The sequence below is a fragment of the Kitasatospora phosalacinea genome (assembly GCF_000717185.1).
Lineage (GTDB): Bacteria > Actinomycetota > Actinomycetes > Streptomycetales > Streptomycetaceae > Kitasatospora > Kitasatospora phosalacinea_A.
Map to the genome: position 1 here is coordinate 205,568 of NZ_JNYE01000001.1, position 18,479 is coordinate 224,046.

Here is an 18,479-nt window from a genome sequence, read left to right on the forward strand (position 1 = left end):
GGCCGGGTATGCCAGTGGAATTGGCCGAAGATCAACGTCCGGGTTTGACACTCCGCGGGCACCTCGTGCCCACCGTTCCTCCGCACCGGACGGCGCGGCCGGCGGCGGTCAGCCGCGCGCAGCCGTGCTCAGCGGCGCTCAGCGGCGCCAGACCAGCAGCACGGCGCGGTCGTCGTTGACGTGCTTGGCCACGCTGTCGATCAGCCGGACCGCGGCCCCGGAGCGCCCGGCCACCGGGGTGGTGGCGACCAGCCGGTCGGCCTCGCCCATCAGCCGGTCCATGCCCTCGCCCAAGTCCCGGCCGGGGATCTCCACCATGCCGTCGGTGCACAGCATCAGGACGTCGCCGGGGCCCAAAGTACCGCGCACGCCTTCGAACTTGGCGCCGTCGTAGACGCCGAGCAGCGGGCCCTCGGCCTCCTTGACCTCCCAGTGCCCGGCCCCGGCGAGCCGGTGCATGCCGGGGAGGTGCCCGGCGGAGAGGAGTTCGTACTCGCCGCTGTCCAGGTCGAGGACCAGGTGGACGGCGGTGGCGAAGCCCTCGGCCCAGTCCTGGCGCAGCAGGTAGCCGTTGGCGGCGGGGAGGAAGTCGTGGGCGGGCAGCGAGCCGAGCAGCCCGCCGAAGGCGCCGGAGAGCAGCAGGGCGCGGCTGCCCGCGTCCATGCCCTTGCCGGAGACGTCGGCGAGGACGACCTCCAGCACCCGGCCGCCCGGGCCGGTGCGGGCGGCGACCATGAAGTCGCCGGAGAAGGACTGGCCGCCGGCCGGGCGCAGCGCGGTGTCGGTGTGCCAGCCGTCGGGCAGCCGCGGGACGCGGCCCTGCACCCGGATCCGCTCGCGCAGGTCGAACAGCATGGTGGAGCCGCCGCGCCAGGGCACCCCGATCCGGCGGCGGAACTGGGCGACCAGCAGCCCGGCGACGCCGACCGCGCCGACCACCAGGGCGGCGCCGGGGGTGACGCCGTGGGTGTAGGCCTCGGGGCGCTCGCTGGCCACCCGCTCCCCCGTGTGCACCACGGACTCGGTGACCAGGCCGGCCGCCGCGACGGCGTACAGCAGCACCAGGGTGCCGGGGCGCAGCAGCATGGCGCCCGCCAGGACCGGCAGGACCAGGGCGGTGGGCGGGGCCCAGTCGGGGACGAGGACGTTGAGCAGCACCAGCAGCGGGACGGCCAGGGCGAGCGCGGCGAACGCCCACCAGTCGGCGCCGTCGCCGCGGAAGTAGTCGACGCCGGTGCGGCGCAGCCTGCGCCGGGCCCGGTACAGCGCCGCGCGCAGCCGGGCCGTCACGGGTTCGCGGGACGGTCGGCCGTCCCGGCCCGTCGCACTGGGACGCGCGCTGCCGGCCATGGGGACCGACCTTATCCACCACCGGTGCCCGCGTCGACGGGCCGGGTGGCACCGGGTGCAGCGGATGCCGGGTTTCGGCCGCCCGGGACGCGTCAGGGCGGGGGCGGTGGTCGGTTCGCCCGGCGCGGGGGCCGGTGGTGGGCGGGCGGCATGACGGTTCGACACCCGGAGCTGACCGTCCGACCGCTGCGCGCCGAGGAGCGGGAGACCTGGCACCGGAACCTGGAGGTGGCCTTCGGCGGCGACCAGGATCCCTCCGCGGAACGGGAGTTGTGGCGGCGGCTGATCGGCGTGGAGCGTTCGCCGGCGGTCTGGTCGGGCGGCCGGATGGTGGGCGGGGGCGGGTCGTTCGACTTCCGGCCGGCGGGGCCGGGCGGTGCGGCGCTGCCCGCGGCGGGGCCGGGCGGTGCGGTGCTGCCCGCGGCGGGGGTGGTCGGGGCGGGCGTGCTGCCGACCGACCGGCGGCGGGGCGCGCTGACCGCGCTGGTGCGCCGCCAGTTGGACGACGTACGGGCGGCCGGGGAGCCGCTGGCGGTGCCGACCGCCTCCGGGCCGGTGGTCTACGGCCGCTTCGGGTGGACCTGCCGGCGGCGCTGGCGGCGCGCGGGTGCGCGGCGGCGGTGGACGCGGTGCGGGAGGTGACCGACGCGTTCTGCCCGTGGAACGCCGGGCGGTGGCGGCTGACGGCGGCGCCGGGCGGCCCGGCCTCCTGCGTGCGGACCGGGGAGGCGGCCGAACTGGCGCTGGACGTCCGCGAGTTGGACTCGGTGTACCTGGGCGGCGGTTCACTGGCGGCGCTGGCGGCGCCGGCCGCGGCGGGCCTGGTGCAGGAGCTGCGGCCGGGGGCGCTGGAGCCGGCCTCGGCGGCGTTCCGCTCGGGGCTGGAGCCCCGGCTGCCGCACGGGTTCCGCGGGCGGCTGCGGAGGGGACGCCCGGGCGGGCGTCCCCCCGCGGCGGCTCAGCCCTGGGGGTGGTGGGCCGGGATCGGCGGGAGCTCGCCGGTGGTCTCGTACTCGGACAGCATCTCGATCCGGCGGGTGTGCCGCGGCTCGCCGCTGTAGGGGGTGTTGAGGAAGATCTCGACGAACTTGGTGGACTCCTCGACGGTGTGCATCCGGCCGCCGATCGAGATCACGTTGGCGTTGTTGTGCTCGCGGCCGAGGGCCGCGGTCTGCTCGCTCCAGGCGAGGGCCGCCCGGACGCCCTTGACCTTGTTGGCGGCGATCGCCTCGCCGTTGCCGGAGCCGCCGATCACCACGCCCAGCGCCTCGGGGTCGGCGGCGGTGCGCTCGGCCGCCCGGAGGCAGAACGGCGGGTAGTCGTCCTCGGCGTCGTAGATGTGCGGGCCGCAGTCGACCGGCTCGTGCCCGGCCCCCTTCAGCCACTCGACGAGGTGGTTCTTCAGTTCGTATCCGGCGTGGTCGGAGCCCAGGTAGACGCGCATGACCACGAGTGTGACATGCCGCCGGGCCCGCTCCCCGACAGGGGCGCGGGCCCGGCGGCGGTGACGCTGCGTCAGCGGCGGCCGAGCAGCTTCCAGGTGAGCGGCAGGGCGCCCATCGCGAGCGCCATCTTGAGCGCGTCGCCGACCAGGTACGGGTACAGGCCGAGGTCGGCGGCCTTCGCGAGCGGGACGTCCAGGGCGAAGGCCAGGTAGGGGACGCCGACGGCGTAGATGGCCAGGCTGCCGAGCGCCATCGCCCCGGCGGTCGCCAGCGGGCTGCGGTCGGCGCCGCGGCGGGCCAGGGCGCCGGTCAGCGCGGCGGCGACCACGAAGCCGATCACGTAGCCGAGGGTGGCCAGGCCCGCGCCCGAGGTGCCCTGGGCGAACCAGGGCAGGCCCGCCGTCCCGGCCGCCAGGTAGAGGCCGAGGGCGGCGGCGCCGCGGCGGGCGCCGAGCGCGGTGCCGACCAGCAGCGCGGCGAAGGTCTGCCCGGTCACCGGCACCGGGGAGCCGGGGACGGGCACCGAGAGCTGGGCGGCCAGGCCGGTCAGCGCGGCACCGCCGACCACCAGGGCCAGGTCGCGGGCGCGGGCACCGAACCGGGTGGAGGCCTGCGGCAGCAGGTCGGCGAGGACGGCGGTGGACGGTGTCGGCGCGGCGATGGCCATGGCTGCTCCCTGGGCTCGGTGCGGGTGATCACCTGTGAACCTATGCGCTGTCAGGTGCTTCGCGCCGCGTCGGCCGTGACAAAAGCCGACCGTCCCGGCTTGTCGGGTCCGGCCTGTGACCGGGCCCTCATCCGCACGACGGGCAGCCGCACGGACACGGTGCGTCACCGTCCCGTCCGGATGGCGGTACCGCTTGGGAGGTCCACATCCCTTGTCGAATAGTGGACAGACCCCCTTGAACCTGACCAATCAGTCGAACAGTCTGGAACCGCCGCATGCCCCGCACCCCCACCCCCGAGACCGCACCCGCCCGGGAGTCGGCTGCCGAGGACGCGGGCCTGTCCCACGGGCTCAAGCAGCGCCACCTGTCGATGATCGCGCTCGGCGGCGTGATCGGCGCCGGGCTGTTCGTCGGCTCGGGCGCCGGGATCGCCGCGGCCGGGCCGGCCGTGGTGCTGGCCTTCGCCGCCTCCGGGCTGCTGGTGATGCTGGTGATGCGGATGCTCGGCGAGATGTCCGCGGCCCGCCCCGCCTCCGGCTCCTTCTCGGTGCACGCGGACCGGGAGGTCGGCCGGTGGGCCGGGTTCACCGTCGGCTGGCTGTTCTGGGTGCTGCTGTGCGTGGGCGTCGCGGTGGAGGCGATCGGTGCCGCCGGGATCGTCTCCGGCTGGCTGCCCGCCGTGCCGTCCTGGGCCTGGGTCGCGCTCTTCATGGCCTTCTTCTGCCTGACCAACCTGGCCGCCGTCCGCAACTTCGGCGAGTTCGAGTTCTGGTTCGCCGCGGTCAAGGTGCTGGCCATCAGCGCCTTCCTGGTGATCGGCGTGCTGGCGGTCTGCGGGCTGCTGCCCGGCACCCCCGCCCCGGGGCTGAGCAACCTGACCGGCCACGGCGGCTTCCTCCCGAACGGGGCGAGCGGCCTGATCACCGGCCTGCTCGCCTCGGTCTTCGCGTACGGCGGCCTGGAGACCGTCACCATCGCCGCCGCCGAGTCCGAGGACCCGCGGCGCAGCGTGGCGGTCGCGGTGCGCACCGCGATGTGGCGGATCGCGCTGTTCTACGTCGGCTCGATGGCGGTGATCGTCACCCTCGTCCCGTGGGACGACCCGGAGGTGGTCAAGCCCGGCCCGTACGTCGCCGTGCTGGACGCGCTGGGCATCCCGGGCGCCGCGGATCTGATGAACGTGGTGGTGCTGATCGCGCTGCTGTCCGCGATGAACGCCAACATCTACGGCGCCTCGCGGATGGCGCACTCGCTGGTCGCCCGCGGCCACGGCCCGGGCGGGCTGTCCCGGATCTCCGGCGGGGTGCCGCGGCGCGCGGTGCTGGCCTCCTGCGGGTTCGGGTTCCTGGCGGTGCTGCTGTCCTACTGGTGGCCGGAGACGGTGTTCTCCTGGCTGCTGAACATGGTGGGCGCGGCGGTGCTGGTGGTCTGGGGGTTCATCTGCGTCGCCCAGCTGCGGATGCGGCGGCACCTGTCGACGGCCCGACTGCCCGTCCGGATGTGGGCGTTCCCGTACCTGACCTACCTGGCGCTGGCCGCGATCCTGGCGGTGCTGGTGCTGATGACGCTGGACTCCGCCAACCGCGTGCAGCTCTACTTCACGGCGGGGCTGACCCTGGCGCTGGCCGCGGTGGGCGCACTGCGCGGCCGCCGGGCGGCCGCCCCTGACGCCTGACGCCTGGCGCCCGGCGCCTGACGCCTGACGCGGCGGAGCCCGGCGCCTGACGCCTGACGCGGCGGAGCCCCGCGCCCCCGGTGGGGGTGCGGGGCTCCGGCCGGCCCGGCTACTCGAAGGACGGGCCCGCGGTGCGGGTGCGCTTGATCTCGTAGAAGCCGGGGGTGGAGGCGACCAGGACGGTGCCGTCCCAGAGGCGGGCGGCGGCCTCGCCGCGCGGGGTGGGCGTGACGACCGGGCCGAAGAAGGCGACGCGGTCGCCGTCCGGGCCGTCGACGGCGATCACCGGGGTGCCGACGTCCTCGCCGACCAGGCCGATGCCCTCGGCGTGCGAGGCGCGCAGCGCGTCGTCGTACGCGTCGGTGTCGGCGGCGTCGGCCAGTTCCTCGGGCAGGCCGGCGGCGCGCAGCGCGGCGACGACCGTCTCCCGGGTGTTGGGCAGGCCCTGGTTGTGGAAGCGGGTGCCGAGCTCGGTGTAGAGCGGGCCGAGCACCTTGTCGCCGTGGGCCTGGGCGGCGGCGATCAGGACCCGGACCGGGCCCCAGCCGGCGGCCAGCAGTTCGCGGTAGCGCTCGGGCAGGTCGTCCCGGTTCTCGTTGAGGACGGACAGGCTCATCACGTGCCAGCGGGTGTCCACCGGGCGGAGCTTCTCGACCTCCAGCATCCACCGGGAGGTCATCCAGGCCCAGGGGCAGATCGGGTCGAACCAGAAGTCGGCGATCTTGCGGGAGTCTGCGGTCGTCACTGACGGCGCCCTTCGGGTCGGCGGGTCGGTTGCGGGCGGGGTTCCCCCCGGGAGGGTGCAACTCCGGCCCGGCCGCGATGATTCCTCCGCCAGTGCAATGGCACAGGTGGGCGGGCGTGAAAGGATGCCCCCGACGGAGTGCCATGAACACTCCGAAACCGTGTGTTCCGTACAGAGGAGTACCGACGTGCCGGGCAAGAACCTGAGCCGTGAGGAGGCCCGCGACCGGGCCGCGACCATCCGGGTGGAGAGCTACCGCGTGCACCTGGACGTCAGTGCGGCGGCCGACCCCGGCCGGCCCACCTTCCGTTCCACCACCCGGATCTCCTTCGACTGCGCCGAGCCGGGCGCGACCGGCTTCGCCGACCTGCTGGCCCCCGAGGTGGTCTCGGTCGAGCTGAACGGCCTCGCGCTGGACGTGGCCGAGGTGTTCGACGGCACCCGGGTGACGCTGCCGGTGCTGGCCGCGCACAACGAGCTGACCGTGGTCGCCGAGTGCGCGTACAGCCGCACCGGCGAGGGCCTGCACCGCTTCGTCGACCCGGCCGACGGCGAGACCTACCTGTACACCCACTACGAGCCGGCCGACGCCCGCCGGGTCTTCGCCAACTTCGAACAGCCCGACCTGAAGGCCCCGTTCACCTTCACCGTGACCGCCCCCGCCGCCTGGGACGTGTACGCCAACGCGGTGCACGAGCGGATCACCGACGAAGGGGCGTCCCGGACCTGGGAGTTCGCCCCGACCCGGCCGATCTCCACCTACCTGACCGCCGTGGTGGCCGGCCCGTACCACGTGGTGCGCGACCACTACGCGCGCGAACTGCCCGACGGCACGGTGCTGGAGATCCCGCTGGCCGCCACCTGCCGCCGCTCGCTGGCCGCGCACTTCGACGCCGACGAGATCCTCACCGTCACCAAGCAGGGCCTGGACTACTTCCACCAGGAGTTCGACTACCCGTACCCGTTCGGCAAGTACGACCAGTGCTTCGTCCCCGAGTACAACATCGGCGCGATGGAGAACCCGGGCTGCGTGACCTTCCGCGAGGAGTTCGTCTTCCGCTCGAAGGTCACCGAGGCCGCGTACGAGTCCCGGGCCAACGTGATCCTGCACGAGATGGCCCACATGTGGTTCGGCGACCTGGTCACCATGAAGTGGTGGGACGACCTGTGGCTGAAGGAGTCCTTCGCCGACTTCATGGGCTCCTACGCGCAGATCGGCGCGGGCACGAGGTACCGCTCCGCCTGGATCACCTTCGCCAACCGCCGCAAGGCCTGGGCGTACCGGCAGGACCAGTTCCCCACCACCCACCCGATCACCGCGGACATCCGCGACCTGGAGGACGCCAAGCTCAACTTCGACGGCATCACCTACGCCAAGGGCGCCTCCGTCCTCAAGCAGCTGGTCGCCTACGTCGGCCCGGAGGCCTTCTTCCGGGGCGCCCGCGCCTACTTCAAGAAGCACGCCTTCGGGAACACCGTCCTGGACGACCTGCTGGACGCCCTGGAGGAGACCGGCGGCCGCGACCTGCGCGCCTGGTCCGCCGCCTGGCTGCAGACCTCCGGCGTCAACACCCTGACCCCCGAGGTGACCTGCGACGCCGAGGGCCGGATCACCGAACTGGCGGTCCGCCAGGACGGCGCGCCGCTGCGCCCGCACCGGATCGCGGTCGGCCTGTACGACCGGGACGCGGACGGCGCGCTGCGGCGCACCGACCGCTACGAGCTGGACGTCGCCGGGGAGCGCACCGCGGTCGCCGCCGCGGTCGGGCGGCCGCTGCCCGCGCTGGTGCTGCTCAACGACGACGACCTGACGTACTGCAAGGTCCGCTTCGACGAGCACTCGCTGGAGACCCTGCGCACCGGCCTCGGCGACCTCACCGACGCCCCGGCCGCGGACGGCACCACCGCCACCACCGCCGCCACCGCCACCGCCGCCCCGAGCCTGGCCCGGGCGCTGGCCTGGTCCGCGGTGTGGAACCTCACCCGGGACGGCCTGATGCCGACCCGCGACTACCTCGACCTGGTGCTGCGCTTCGCCGGCCGGGAGTCCGACATCGGCGTGCTGCAGTCGCTGCACCAGCAGGCCGCCACCGCGCTGGCGGTGTACGCCGACCCGGCGCACCGCGACGGGTACGGCACCGCGCTCGCCGAGTGCGCGCTGCGCGAGCTGTCGCTGGCCGCCCCCGGCAGCGACCACCAGCTCGCCTGGGCCCGGTTCCTGGCCGACACCGCCGAGCGCGCCGACCACCTGCAGCTGCTGCGCGGACTGCTCGACGGCACCGGCCGGATCGACGGCCTGGACGTCGACCAGGAGCTGCGCTGGACGTTCTGGCTGGCGCTCGCCGCGCACGGGGCGGCCACCGCCGAGGAGCTGGCCGCCGAACTGGCCCGCGACAACACCGCCAGCGGCCGCCGCCAGCAGACCCAGTGCCTGGCCGCGCTGCCCACCCCGGGCGCCAAGGCCGCCGCCTGGACCGCGGTGGTCGACTCCGACGAACTGCCCAACGCCCTGGTGGAGGCCCAGATCGCGGGCTTCAACCAGCCCGGCCAGCGGGAGCTGACCGCCGCCTACGCCGCGCCGTACTTCGAGGTGCTGGAGTCGGTCTGGGCGGAGCGCTCGATCGAGATCGCGATGCGGATCGTCGGCGGCTTCTTCCCGCGGTACCGGACCACCCCGGACACCCTGGCCGCCACCGACGCCTGGCTGGCCGCCCACCCGGACGCCGCCCCGGCGCTGCGCCGGCTGGTGCTGGAGTGCCGGGACGACCTGGCCCGGGCGCTGCGGGCCCAGGAGTGCGACGCCCGGTAACGCGCTGTGGGGCAACTCCCTCCTCTGGAGAGGGAGTTGCCCCACGTACGAGGGTACTGCGGCTACTTCAGGGTGGCCGAGGTCAGACCCGCCTGCACCTGGCGCTGGAAGGACAGGTACACCACCAGCACCGGCAGCATCGCGATCGTCATGCCGGCGAACAGGCCGGGGAAGTCGCTGGCGTAGCCGGACTGCTGGGCCAGGTTCATCAGGCCCTGGGCCAGCATCGAGCGGTCCGGGTCGCTGCTGCTCTGCTGCTGCATCAGGGTCAGCGGCAGCAGGTACTGGTTCCACTGGCCGAGCACGTTGAAGATGAACACGCTGATCAGGCCGGACTTCGCCATCGGCACCATGACCTGGAAGAACGCCCGGGTGTGCGAGCAGCCGTCGATCATCGCGGCCTCGTGGACGGCGCTGGGCAGCGACCGGAAGAACGAGTGCAGGAAGAACACGGTGAACGGCAGCGAGTAGGCCGTGTAGACCAGGATCAGGCCGGCGTACTGGTTCAGCCCGAGCCAGGGGATGACGGTGCCGAGGTTCTTCATCATGAAGAACAGCGGGACGAGCGCCAGGTAGACCGGGAACATCGCGCCGGCCACGAAGAAGTAGTAGATGACCCGGTTGCCGCGGAACTCGTACCGGGCCAGCACGTAGGCGGCCATCGAGCCGAGCAGCATGGTCAGCGTGAGCGAACCCGCCAGCACGATCACGGTGCTGACGAAGAAGTCGCCGATGCCCTTGTTCCAGGCGCGGGTGAAGGCGTCGAAGCCCCAGTGCGAGGGCCAGCTCCAGGCGCTGTCGCCGATCTCGGCGTTGTTCTTGAACGAGCCGAGGATGATCCAGATCAGCGGGCCGATGATCAGGACCGCCCACAGGGCCAGGAAGCCGTGCGAGAAGACGTTGAGGACTCCCCCGCCGTCGGCGAAGCGCTGCTCCTTGACGGGCTTGCGCGGCTCGTCGTTCCCGCCGTTGCGCTGGGCCGGGATGCCGGTGGTCGCGTCGGTGTTGGTGCTCATGCCGGGAACCTCAGAACTCGATCTTCTCGCGCCGGGTGACCCGGAGCGAGACGACGGACAGGACCAGGGTGATGAAGAAGATCACCACACCCATGGCGCAGGCGTAACCGGCCTTGCCGAAGGTGATGAAGTTGCGCATCAGCAAGGTCGCCATGATCTCGCTGTGGTGGTCCGGGCCACCGCCGTAGTACGCGCCGGGGGTCATCGTGGAGACCAGGGCGAAGGCGTCCATCGCGGCGATCGCGAGGTAGACCCAGGCGGTCTGGATGCTCTCCCAGAGCAGCGGCAGCGTGATCTTGAAGAAGGTGGTGCCGCGCTTGGCGCCGTCCAGCATGGCGGCCTCGTAGATGTCCTTCGGGATGCTCTGCATGGCGGCCGAGAACAGCACCAGGTAGAAGCCGACGCCGGACCAGACGATCACGCCCATGATGCACCACAGGCCGAAGGTCGGGTTGGACGCGAAGTCCCAGGGGTGCTGCTCGTCGACGATGCCGAGCGCGATCAGGACGCCGTTGAGCAGGCCGCCCTTGTCGGTCCGGTACACGCCCTGGAAGAGCACCGACAGGATCGCCACCGAGAGCACCTGCGGGAAGAAGAAGACGACCTTGTAGAAGGCCGAGCCGCGCACGCCCTGCACGCCGCCGGTGCCGCTCTTGCCGCCCACGTTGAGCATGAAGGCGAAGAACAGCGCCAGCAGGATGGTGGCCAGCGGCAGCACGATCAGCAGCAGCAGGTTGTGCTGCAGCGCGCCGAGGAAGGCGCTGTCCTGGAACAGCTTGGTGTAGTTGTCCAGTCCGATGAAGTTCATCTCGGACGAGGCACCGGACCAGTCGGTCAGCGAGTAACCGAAGGTCTGCAGGTAGGGCCAGATGACCAGAAGGATGTACAGCGCGACGGGCACCACGAGGAACCCGAAGATGAACGGTGTTTTACGGTGTCGCATGGGAGCTGCTCCTGTCCGCCGACAGCCTGTGGTCAGACAGGCCTGGAACTGCGGTGTCGCGTGGAACGGCCGGGGTCCGCGCGCGGACCCCGGCCTTGCGGTGTCAGGCCGTCGGCCTACCGGGGGGTCAGACCTTCTTGGCGGTCGCGGCCTTGCCGCGGGCGACCCACTCCGCCGGGCTGATCCGCTTGTTGACCAGCTCGTTGGTGGCGTTCTCGACCTCGGCGTCGAACGCGGTCTGCAGGTCCTGGAAGCTGAAGCTGAAGGTGACGTCGCCGGCCGCCTTGACCGCCACGGCCGAGGACTTGGTGCCCGGCTTGAGCTGGACGTCGGCGTTGACGCCGTCCTTCAGGACGGTCAGCGAGTTCGCGGTGGCCACGAACTTGGAGGAGCCGTCCTTGGTCAGCATCATGCGCAGGAACTCGAGGCCGCCGGCCTTGTTCTTGGCCTTGCTCGGCACCATGAAGGGCTCGCCGGCGCCGGCCCACAGGGCGGTGGCGGCCAGCTTGTCGCCGGGCAGCGACGGGACCGGCAGGAAGGCCATGTCGAAGTCGGCCGGGGTGGAGTCCAGCATCTCGTTCTCCAGCCAGGAGCCGGACGGGATGAAGGCGGCCTTGCCCTGGCACCAGGCGGTCTGCGACTCGGTGTGGGTCATGCCGTTGGTGCCGGGGAGGAGGAAGTCGCCCTCCATGATCTTGTTGAACGCGGTGACGCCGGCCAGCACCGCCGGGTCGTCCCAGGCCGACGCGTCACAGGCGTTGATCTTCTTGACCAGCTCCTGGCCGCCCTGCTTGGCGATCAGGCTGAAGATGATGTAGTTCGCGTAGTAGGGGTACTTGCCCTGGTGCGCGAACGGGGCGATGCCCGCGGCCTTGATGGTGCCGCAGAGGGTGATGAACTCGTCCCAGGTCTTCGGGACGGCCCAGCCCTTGTCCTTGAAGAGCTTGGCGGAGTACCACAGGCCGAACACGGTGTAGACGTAGTTCAGCGAGTACATCTTGCCGTTGATGGTGCCCTGCTCGATGGTGCCGGGCAGCAGGACGTCGCGGATCTTCTTGGACGGGTCGTCCAGGTACGGGGCGTCCAGCAGCACCGTCAGGTCGGTCAGCTGGTCGGCGCTGACCAGGACGTCCGCCTTCATGGCCTGGGCGCCGGAGTTGTCGAAGACGTCCGGCGGGCTGCCGGCGTTGAAGCGCGGCTGCAGCTTGCCGCTGATCTCCTGGGTGCCGAGGTGCGAGACGTTCGCACCGGCGTACGCCTTCTTGTAGGCGTCCTCGAAGACCTTGGCGTAGTCGTCGCCGTAGCCGCCCTTGAAGATCACGACGTCCAGCGCGTCGCTGGCCTTCACGCCGAACGGGTTCTTGCTGTCGCCGCCGAGCGTCGGGGAGGCGCCCGACTTGTTGTCGCTGCTGCCGGAACCGCCGGCGCAGGCCGCGAGCAGCGAGGTGCCGCCCGCCGCGAGGACGGTGATCGCGGCCGCGCGCTTGAACAGGTCGCGACGGTTGTACCCAGTTGCAGAGCCCATGAGTGCCCTAACCCCTCAGTTCCAGAAGAAGTGGACCGGAGCTGACGACGCGTCAACTCCCGTAGCCCGAAAGGTGCCCAGCGGCGAAGGTGCCGGTCAGAGGCGGTGTGATGATGCTGCAAAGGTATAGTCCACTGTTCACCCAGCGGCAATAGTCAGCGGGTCTGATAACAAACCTGACAGTCGAACCGTTGTCCGCGATGCAGCATGTGCAATGTGCAGGGACCCTGCGAATTGCCCCTCCGGCCCGGGCTCGCGCGGCGATTTCGCGCGTTCGTGCTCACCGGGGCATGAAAATGCGCAGCTTCGCGCACCGCGGTCGTCGAACCACGGTGCGCGAAGCCGCGCGCGGGGCCGCCCCTGACGCGGGGTCAGCGGCCCTGGAGGCCCTTGTCCAGGGCCGCGACCAGGGTGCCCCGGGCGTCGTCGTTGTCGAGCGCCCAGGCCATCACGCCGCCCAGGCGGTTGTCCTCGACGTACCGGGCCTTGCGGGTCAGCAGGTCCGGGGTGTCGTACGTCCAGAACTCGGTGCCGTCGTACTTCCAGGTCGCCCCGTGCGCGCGGTCGGTGAAGACCGTGCCCGGCAGGTCCTTGATCTGGTTGTAGGGCAGGTTGCCGCCCCGGGCCAGGCCGGTGGCGGACTGGTACAGGCCGTTCTCCTTCGGACCGGCCGGCACGCCCGTCCAGCCGTAGCCGTAGAACGGGACGCCCACCACGGCCTTCTTCGCGGGCAGGCCGCGGTCCAGGTAGGTCCGCACCACCCGGTCGACGCTGAGCTTCAGGCCGGAGGCGTCCGCCCCGTCGGTGTACAGGTTGGCGTCGTGGTTGGTCGGGCCCTGGGCCTCCCACGGGCCGTGCAGGTCGTAGGTCATCAGGTTCAGCCAGTCCACCGACTTGGCGACCTTCTTGACCTCGATCTGGTCGATCTTCGACTCGCCCGCCGGGACGGCCGCGGTGAGCAGGTAGTGCGGGCCCCTCTTGCCGGACAGCGCGTCCAGCTGGCGGCGGAACTCCTGCATCAGCAGGGTGTAGTTCCTGCCGTCCTCGGGCCGCACCACGTTGCCGCCGTCACCGCCGCCGCCCGGGTACTCCCAGTCGACGTCGATGCCGTCGAACACCCCGGCGCCCGCGCCCGCGCCGCCCTCGGCGGAGCCCAGCTGCGGCAGGTTGCCCTTGAGGTACAGGTCGATGCAGGAGGAGACGAACTTCTTCCGCGACGCGTCGGTGAGCGCCGCGTCCGAGAAGTACTTGGACCAGCTCCAGCCGCCCAGCGAGATCACCGCGCGCAGTTGCGGGTTCTCCGCCTTGAGCTTGCGGATCTGGTTGAAGTTGCCCTTGAGCGCCTGGTCGGCGGTGTCGGCCACGCCGTCCACCGACTCCTCGGCGCCGACCGGGCGCTGATAGTCGGCCCAGGCGTCGCCCACCCCGGCCGCGTTGGCCTCGAAGCAGGTGCCGTCGGCGGAGACGTTGCCGAAGGCGTAGTTGATCACGGTCAGCTTGCCCGCCTGACCACTGGTCTGGACGTTCTTGGCGGAGAAGCCGCTGTAGATGCCCCACTGGGTGAAGTAGCCGACCCGCTGGCCCTCCAGCCGGTGGTTCCTCCCGCGGTCGTCGTCCCCGTGGGCCTGGGCGGCCGCCGGGGAGACGAGCAGGGCGCCGAGCGTGGCCGCGGCGAGGAGCGCGGCGGAGCTGCGTCTGGTCATTCCGTGAATCTCTCCGATTCAGCGTCAATTGGTATGGACCATGTGCTGTGGAGAGGTTTAGTCCACTCGGCGGGGACCGCACAAGGGGAACGGCAGGATCCGTGCCAAGGAACGGCAAAGGCCGCACCGCCCCTCGCGGGGCGGTGCGGCCTTCTCAGCGCTCCCGGGCTCAGCCGATCAGGCTGCGCAGCACGTACTGCAGAATGCCGCCGTTGCGGTAGTAGTCCGCCTCGCCGGGGGTGTCGATGCGCACCACCGCGTCGAACTCGACGGTGTCGCCCGCCGCGGCAACGGCCTTGACCTTGACGGTCTTCGGGGTGCGGCCCTCGTTCAGCTCGGTGACACCGGTGAACTCGAAGGTCTCCTCGCCGGTCAGGCCCAGCGAGTCGGCGTTCTGGCCGGCCGGGAACTGCAGCGGCAGGACGCCCATGCCGATCAGGTTGGAGCGGTGGATGCGCTCGTAGGACTCGGCGATGACGGCCTTGACGCCGAGCAGCGCGGTGCCCTTGGCCGCCCAGTCGCGGGACGAGCCGGAGCCGTACTCCTTGCCCGCCAGGACGACGAGCGGGGTGCCCGCGGCCTGGTAGTTCTGCGAGGCGTCGTAGATGAACGACACCGGGGCGCCCTCGGCGGACCGGGTGAAGTCGCGGGTGTAGCCGCCCTCGGTGCCCGGCGCGATCTGGTTGCGCAGGCGGATGTTGGCGAAGGTGCCGCGGATCATGACCTCGTGGTTGCCGCGGCGCGAGCCGTAGGAGTTGAAGTCGCGCTTCTCCACGCCGTGCTCGGTGAGGTACTGCGCCGCCGGGGTGCCCGGCTTGATGTTGCCGGCCGGGGAGATGTGGTCGGTGGTGACCGAGTCGCCCAGCTTGGCCAGCACGCGGGCGCCGGAGATGTCGGTCACCGGGCTCGGGGTGGTGGCCATGCCCTCGAAGTACGGGGGCTTGCGGACGTAGGTCGACTCCGCGTCCCACTCGAAGGTGTTGCCGGTCGGGACCGGGAGCGACTGCCAGCGGTGGTCACCGGCGAAGACGTCCTGGTAGCCCTTGTCGAACATGGCCTCGTCGATGGAGCCGGCGACCGTGTCGGCCACCTCCTGCTCCGACGGCCAGATGTCGGCGAGGAAGACGTCGTTGCCGTCCGCGTCCTGGCCCAGGGCGTCGCGGGTGATGTCGACGTTCATGTTGCCGGCCAGGGCGTAGGCGACCACCAGCGGCGGCGAGGCCAGGTAGTTCATCTTGACGTCCGGGTTGATCCGGCCCTCGAAGTTGCGGTTGCCGGAGAGCACCGAGACGACCGCGAGGTCCGACTCGTTCACCGCGGCGGAGACCTCCTCGGGCAGCGGGCCCGAGTTGCCGATGCAGGTGACGCAGCCGTAGCCGACCAGGTTGAAGCCCAGCTTCTCCATGTACGGGAGCAGGCCGGCCTTCTCGTAGTAGTCCATGACGACCTTGGAACCGGGCGCCAGGGTGGTCTTGACCCAGGGCTTGACGCGCAGGCCCTTCTCCACGGCCTTCTTCGCCAGCAGGGCGGCGCCCAGCATGACGGAGGGGTTGGAGGTGTTGGTGCAGGAGGTGATCGAGGCGATCACGACCGCGCCGTTGTCGATCTCGTAGGTCGAGCCGTCGGGGGCGGTCACCGCGGTCGGCTTCGAGGCCTCGGCCGAGTAGGTCGGCAGCGCCTCGGCGAACTTCTGCGCGGCCTCGGCCAGGACCACGCGGTCCTGCGGGCGCTTCGGGCCGGAGATCGACGGGACGACGGTGGAGACGTCCAGCTCCAGGTACTCGGAGTAGACCGGCTCGACCGACGGGTCGTGCCAGAGGCCCTGCTCCTTGGCGTACGCCTCGACCAGGGCGAGCTGCTGCTCGCTGCGGCCGGTGAGCTTGAGGTAGTTGATGGTCTCGGCGTCGATCGGGAAGATCGCGCAGGTCGAGCCGAACTCCGGCGACATGTTGCCGATGGTGGCGCGGTTCGCCAGCGGGATCGCGGTGACGCCCTCGCCGTAGAACTCGACGAACTTGCCGACCACGCCGTGCTTGCGCAGCATCTCGGTGATGGTGAGCACCAGGTCGGTGGCGGTGGTGCCGGCCGGGAGCTGGCCGTTCAGCTTGAAGCCGACCACGCGCGGGATGAGCATCGAGACCGGCTGGCCGAGCATCGCGGCCTCGGCCTCGATGCCGCCGACGCCCCAGCCCAGCACGCCCAGGCCGTTGACCATGGTGGTGTGCGAGTCGGTGCCGACGCAGGTGTCGGGGTACGCCTGGCCGTTGCGGACCATGACGGTGCGGGCCAGGTGCTCGATGTTGACCTGGTGGACGATGCCGGTGCCGGGCGGGACGACCTTGAACTCGTCGAACGCGGTCTGGCCCCAGCGCAGGAACTGGTAGCGCTCCTTGTTGCGGCCGTACTCGATCTCGACGTTCTGGACGAAGGCGTCCGGGGTGCCGAACTTGTCGGCGATGACGGAGTGGTCGATGACCAGCTCGGCCGGCGCCAGCGGGTTGATCTTGGACGGGTCGCCGCCCAGCTCCTTCACGGCCTCGCGCATGGTGGCCAGGTCGACCACGCAGGGCACGCCGGTGAAGTCCTGCATGATCACGCGCGCCGGGGTGAACTGGATCTCCTCGGACGGCTCGGCCGTCGGGTCCCAGCCGCCGAGGGCGCGGATGTGGTCGGCGGTGATGTTGGCGCCGTCCTCGGTGCGGAGCAGGTTCTCCAGCAGGACCTTGAGGCTGTACGGCAGCCGCTCGGCACCCTCGACGGCGGAGAGCTTGAAGATCTCGTACGACTCGTCGCCCACCTGCAGCGAGCTGCGGGCGTCGAAGCTGTTCGCGGACACGACTGACTCCTTCTTGGTCCACCCGGTGATAAGGTAAGCCTTAGCTAACCTGCCTGCTGTCGCTTACCGAGCCGATGATGGAGGCCTGCGCCTCTCGGCAAGTATCTTGACGTCAAGATAAAGCGTAGCGCGGAATGTATCTCGATGTCGAGATAAACCATAGTGCATGGGGTCCGCCCGCACTCCACCGGCTCGCCCCACCGCGGTTCCCCACCAGGGTGCACCTCCCCGCCCCCGGAGCACGACCGGGGCGTAACGCAACCGGCCGCCCCGCGCGTCTGTCCCTGTGTACGGGGGCGTCCGTCCCCGTGTACGGGACGGCCGGCGAGGGCAGGGGCGCGCGGATGGTGGTGGGACGACGCAGGGCCGCCGAGGAGCGGCGCGAGTTCGAGGAGTTCGCGCACACCCGGGGCGCCGCGCTGTTCCGCACCGCCCTGCTGCTGTGCGGCGACTGGCACCTCGCCGAGGACCTCACCCAGACCGCCCTCGCCCGGATCTACGCCTCCTGGCACCGGGTCAAGCAGGCCGAGAGCCCCACCGCGTACGCCCGCACCGTGCTGGTCCGCTGCTACCTCTCGCACCGCAGACTGCGCCGCAGCACCGAACTGCCGGTGCTCGACGGCCTCTCCGAGCAGGCCGCCCCCGACCACGACCCCGCGCTGCGGGTCGCCCTGCTCGCCGCGCTCGCCGAACTGCCGCCCAAGGACCGGGCCGTGCTCGTGCTGCGCTACTGGGAGGACCGGAGCGTCGACGAGACCGCCGCCGAGCTCCAGCTCTCCCCCGGCACCGTCCGGGTCCGCGCCCTGCGGGCCCTGACCAGGCTGCGCCGCCAGCTCGCCCCGCACCTGGACAGCCTGGTGCCGTGACGCGCTGCCCGTGGCCGCGGTGGTGCCCGCAACGCCCCTGACGACCGTGACGACCGCCAGAAAGCGAGAAACCCCCCGATGCCCGAGCAGGAGCTGAACGACGTCTTCGTGCGGGCGGTCGGTGACAGCGTGCCCGACCTCGGCCTGCTGGTCGCCGGGGCCACCGCCGAGGGGCGGAGCATCCGGCTGCGGCGGCGGCTCGCGTTCACCGGGGCGGTCGCCGCCGTCGTCGCGCTGGCCGTGGGCGGCGGGCTGCTGCTGCGCCCCGCCGCGGCCCCGCCCGCGGTGTCGGCCGCCGCCCCGGGCACCGGCCCGTCCGCCGTCGTCGCCGCCTCCACCGCCTCGCAGTCCGTCCGGGACCGGCCCGTGCTGCTCGACCGGCTGCTGCCGTTCGTCCCGCGCGAACTGGTCCTCGACGGCTGGGAGGACACCGGCACGGCCGCGGACGGCTCGACCGGCCTCTCCGTCCTGGCCCGGTTCCACCGGGTCTCCGGCGGGGACGCCGGGACGATCGAGGTGCGCGTGCAGCAGGCCGACGCGTCCGCGCAGGACCTGGCCTGGAGCCACGACTGCGCCGACGACCCGGCCGTCCTGGCCTGCGCCCCCATCGACGGCGGGGACGCCAGCGGCGTGAGCCTGACCCGCTCCGACGAGCACGGCCGGACCGTCTACCAGGCGGACCTGCTGGACCGCCGCGGCATCCGGCTGGTCCTGTCCGCCACCGGGCCGACCGGCGAGGCCCCGCCGCTCGACCGGAACGCCATGACCAAGATCGCGGTGGGCGTGCGCCAGGTGCTGTCCCCCGACCTCGACGCGTACGCGGCCCGGGAGCTCGCGTGGCAGCGGACGGCCGCGACCGTCAGCAGCCCGCCCGCCTCCCCCGCCCCCTCCCTCACCC

Annotated in this window: 13 protein-coding genes and 1 pseudogene; 5 read left to right on the forward strand and 9 right to left on the reverse strand. The window is 71.8% G+C overall.

All coding sequences use genetic code 11. The features are described from left to right. Positions 1-138: 138 nt before the first annotated feature. Entirely contained in the window at positions 139-1,350 is a 1,212-nt protein-coding gene (locus OO57_RS00905) for a PP2C family protein-serine/threonine phosphatase (RefSeq protein ID WP_234337173.1), read from the reverse strand. Positions 1,351-1,500: 150 nt separating this feature from the next. Between OO57_RS00905 and OO57_RS40550 the strand changes: the two are divergent. Beyond that, a pseudogene (locus OO57_RS40550) lies at positions 1,501-2,258 on the forward strand (GNAT family N-acetyltransferase); the annotation flags it as partial. A 50-nt stretch (positions 2,259-2,308) separates the two neighbouring features. Here OO57_RS40550 and OO57_RS00920 read toward each other — a convergent pair. Both OO57_RS00920 and OO57_RS00925 read right to left on the reverse strand, forming a co-directional pair. Then, a complete protein-coding gene (locus tag OO57_RS00920; RefSeq protein ID WP_033250242.1) occupies positions 2,309-2,794 on the reverse strand; it encodes a ribose-5-phosphate isomerase in 486 nt (161 codons plus the stop codon). Positions 2,795-2,865: 71 nt separating this feature from the next. Next, positions 2,866-3,462 carry a biotin transporter BioY gene (locus OO57_RS00925; RefSeq protein WP_033250243.1) on the reverse strand — a complete coding sequence of 199 codons (597 nt, stop codon included), beginning with the start codon at positions 3,460-3,462 and terminating at the stop codon, positions 2,866-2,868. 275 nt (positions 3,463-3,737) lie between these two features. On the opposite strand from OO57_RS00925, the gene OO57_RS00930 reads away from it, so the two are divergent. Further along, a complete protein-coding gene (locus OO57_RS00930; protein WP_033250244.1) occupies positions 3,738-5,138 on the forward strand; it encodes an amino acid permease in 1,401 nt (466 codons plus the stop codon). A 109-nt stretch (positions 5,139-5,247) separates the two neighbouring features. Here the strand turns inward: OO57_RS00930 and OO57_RS00935 are convergent, their stop codons facing one another. Continuing rightward, positions 5,248-5,883 carry a DSBA oxidoreductase gene (locus OO57_RS00935; RefSeq protein WP_033250245.1) on the reverse strand — a complete coding sequence of 212 codons (636 nt, stop codon included), beginning with the start codon at positions 5,881-5,883 and terminating at the stop codon, positions 5,248-5,250. 187 nt (positions 5,884-6,070) lie between these two features. On the opposite strand from OO57_RS00935, the gene pepN reads away from it, so the two are divergent. Continuing rightward, a complete protein-coding gene (gene pepN / locus OO57_RS00940) occupies positions 6,071-8,692 on the forward strand; it encodes an aminopeptidase N (protein WP_033250246.1) in 2,622 nt (873 codons plus the stop codon). A gap of 62 nt (positions 8,693-8,754) precedes the next feature. Here pepN and OO57_RS00945 read toward each other — a convergent pair whose 3' ends face one another. The 5 genes from OO57_RS00945 to acnA form a co-directional block, all read right to left on the reverse strand. Beyond that, positions 8,755-9,708 carry a carbohydrate ABC transporter permease gene (locus OO57_RS00945; protein WP_033250247.1) on the reverse strand — a complete coding sequence of 318 codons (954 nt, stop codon included), beginning with the start codon at positions 9,706-9,708 and terminating at the stop codon, positions 8,755-8,757. Between the two features lie 10 nt (positions 9,709-9,718). Then, the gene (locus OO57_RS00950) at positions 9,719-10,651 is read right to left on the reverse strand and encodes a carbohydrate ABC transporter permease (RefSeq protein ID WP_033250248.1); all 933 of its coding nucleotides are present in this window, start codon (positions 10,649-10,651) and stop codon (positions 9,719-9,721) included. Between the two features lie 127 nt (positions 10,652-10,778). Then, entirely contained in the window at positions 10,779-12,176 is a 1,398-nt protein-coding gene (gene ngcE, locus OO57_RS00955) for an N-acetylglucosamine/diacetylchitobiose ABC transporter substrate-binding protein (protein ID WP_033250249.1), read from the reverse strand. Between the two features lie 371 nt (positions 12,177-12,547). Beyond that, a complete protein-coding gene (locus OO57_RS00960) occupies positions 12,548-13,879 on the reverse strand; it encodes a glycoside hydrolase family 18 protein (RefSeq protein ID WP_033250250.1) in 1,332 nt (443 codons plus the stop codon). A gap of 169 nt (positions 13,880-14,048) precedes the next feature. Then, on the reverse strand, positions 14,049-16,715 hold the full coding sequence (gene acnA, locus OO57_RS00965) for an aconitate hydratase AcnA (protein WP_033250251.1): 2,667 nt from the start codon (positions 16,713-16,715) through the stop codon (positions 14,049-14,051). Between the two features lie 344 nt (positions 16,716-17,059). On the opposite strand from acnA, the gene OO57_RS00970 reads away from it, so the two are divergent. Both OO57_RS00970 and OO57_RS00975 read left to right on the forward strand, forming a co-directional pair. Continuing rightward, positions 17,060-17,581, forward strand: a complete 522-nt coding sequence (locus tag OO57_RS00970; protein ID WP_051776290.1) for a SigE family RNA polymerase sigma factor — start codon at positions 17,060-17,062, stop codon at positions 17,579-17,581. 78 nt (positions 17,582-17,659) lie between these two features. Next, the coding region (locus tag OO57_RS00975) for a hypothetical protein (RefSeq protein ID WP_033250252.1) at positions 17,660-18,479 on the forward strand (820 nt) is incomplete at its 3' end.

What these genes read in the sequence shown, in the direction of transcription:
- ngcE (WP_033250249.1), bottom strand. Translation starts at nt 12,176, where the DNA reads ATGGGCTCTGCAACTGGGTACAACCGTCGCGACCTGTTCAAGCGCGCG.
- OO57_RS00950 (WP_033250248.1), bottom strand. Translation starts at nt 10,651, where the DNA reads ATGCGACACCGTAAAACACCGTTCATCTTCGGGTTCCTCGTGGTGCCC.
- OO57_RS00920 (WP_033250242.1), bottom strand. Translation starts at nt 2,794, where the DNA reads ATGCGCGTCTACCTGGGCTCCGACCACGCCGGATACGAACTGAAGAAC.
- OO57_RS00905 (WP_234337173.1), bottom strand. Translation starts at nt 1,350, where the DNA reads ATGGCCGGCAGCGCGCGTCCCAGTGCGACGGGCCGGGACGGCCGACCG.
- OO57_RS00930 (WP_033250244.1), top strand. Translation starts at nt 3,738, where the DNA reads ATGCCCCGCACCCCCACCCCCGAGACCGCACCCGCCCGGGAGTCGGCT.
- OO57_RS00960 (WP_033250250.1), bottom strand. Translation starts at nt 13,879, where the DNA reads ATGACCAGACGCAGCTCCGCCGCGCTCCTCGCCGCGGCCACGCTCGGC.
- OO57_RS00970 (WP_051776290.1), top strand. Translation starts at nt 17,060, where the DNA reads ATGGTGGTGGGACGACGCAGGGCCGCCGAGGAGCGGCGCGAGTTCGAG.
- OO57_RS00945 (WP_033250247.1), bottom strand. Translation starts at nt 9,708, where the DNA reads ATGAGCACCAACACCGACGCGACCACCGGCATCCCGGCCCAGCGCAAC.
- OO57_RS00925 (WP_033250243.1), bottom strand. Translation starts at nt 3,462, where the DNA reads ATGGCCATCGCCGCGCCGACACCGTCCACCGCCGTCCTCGCCGACCTG.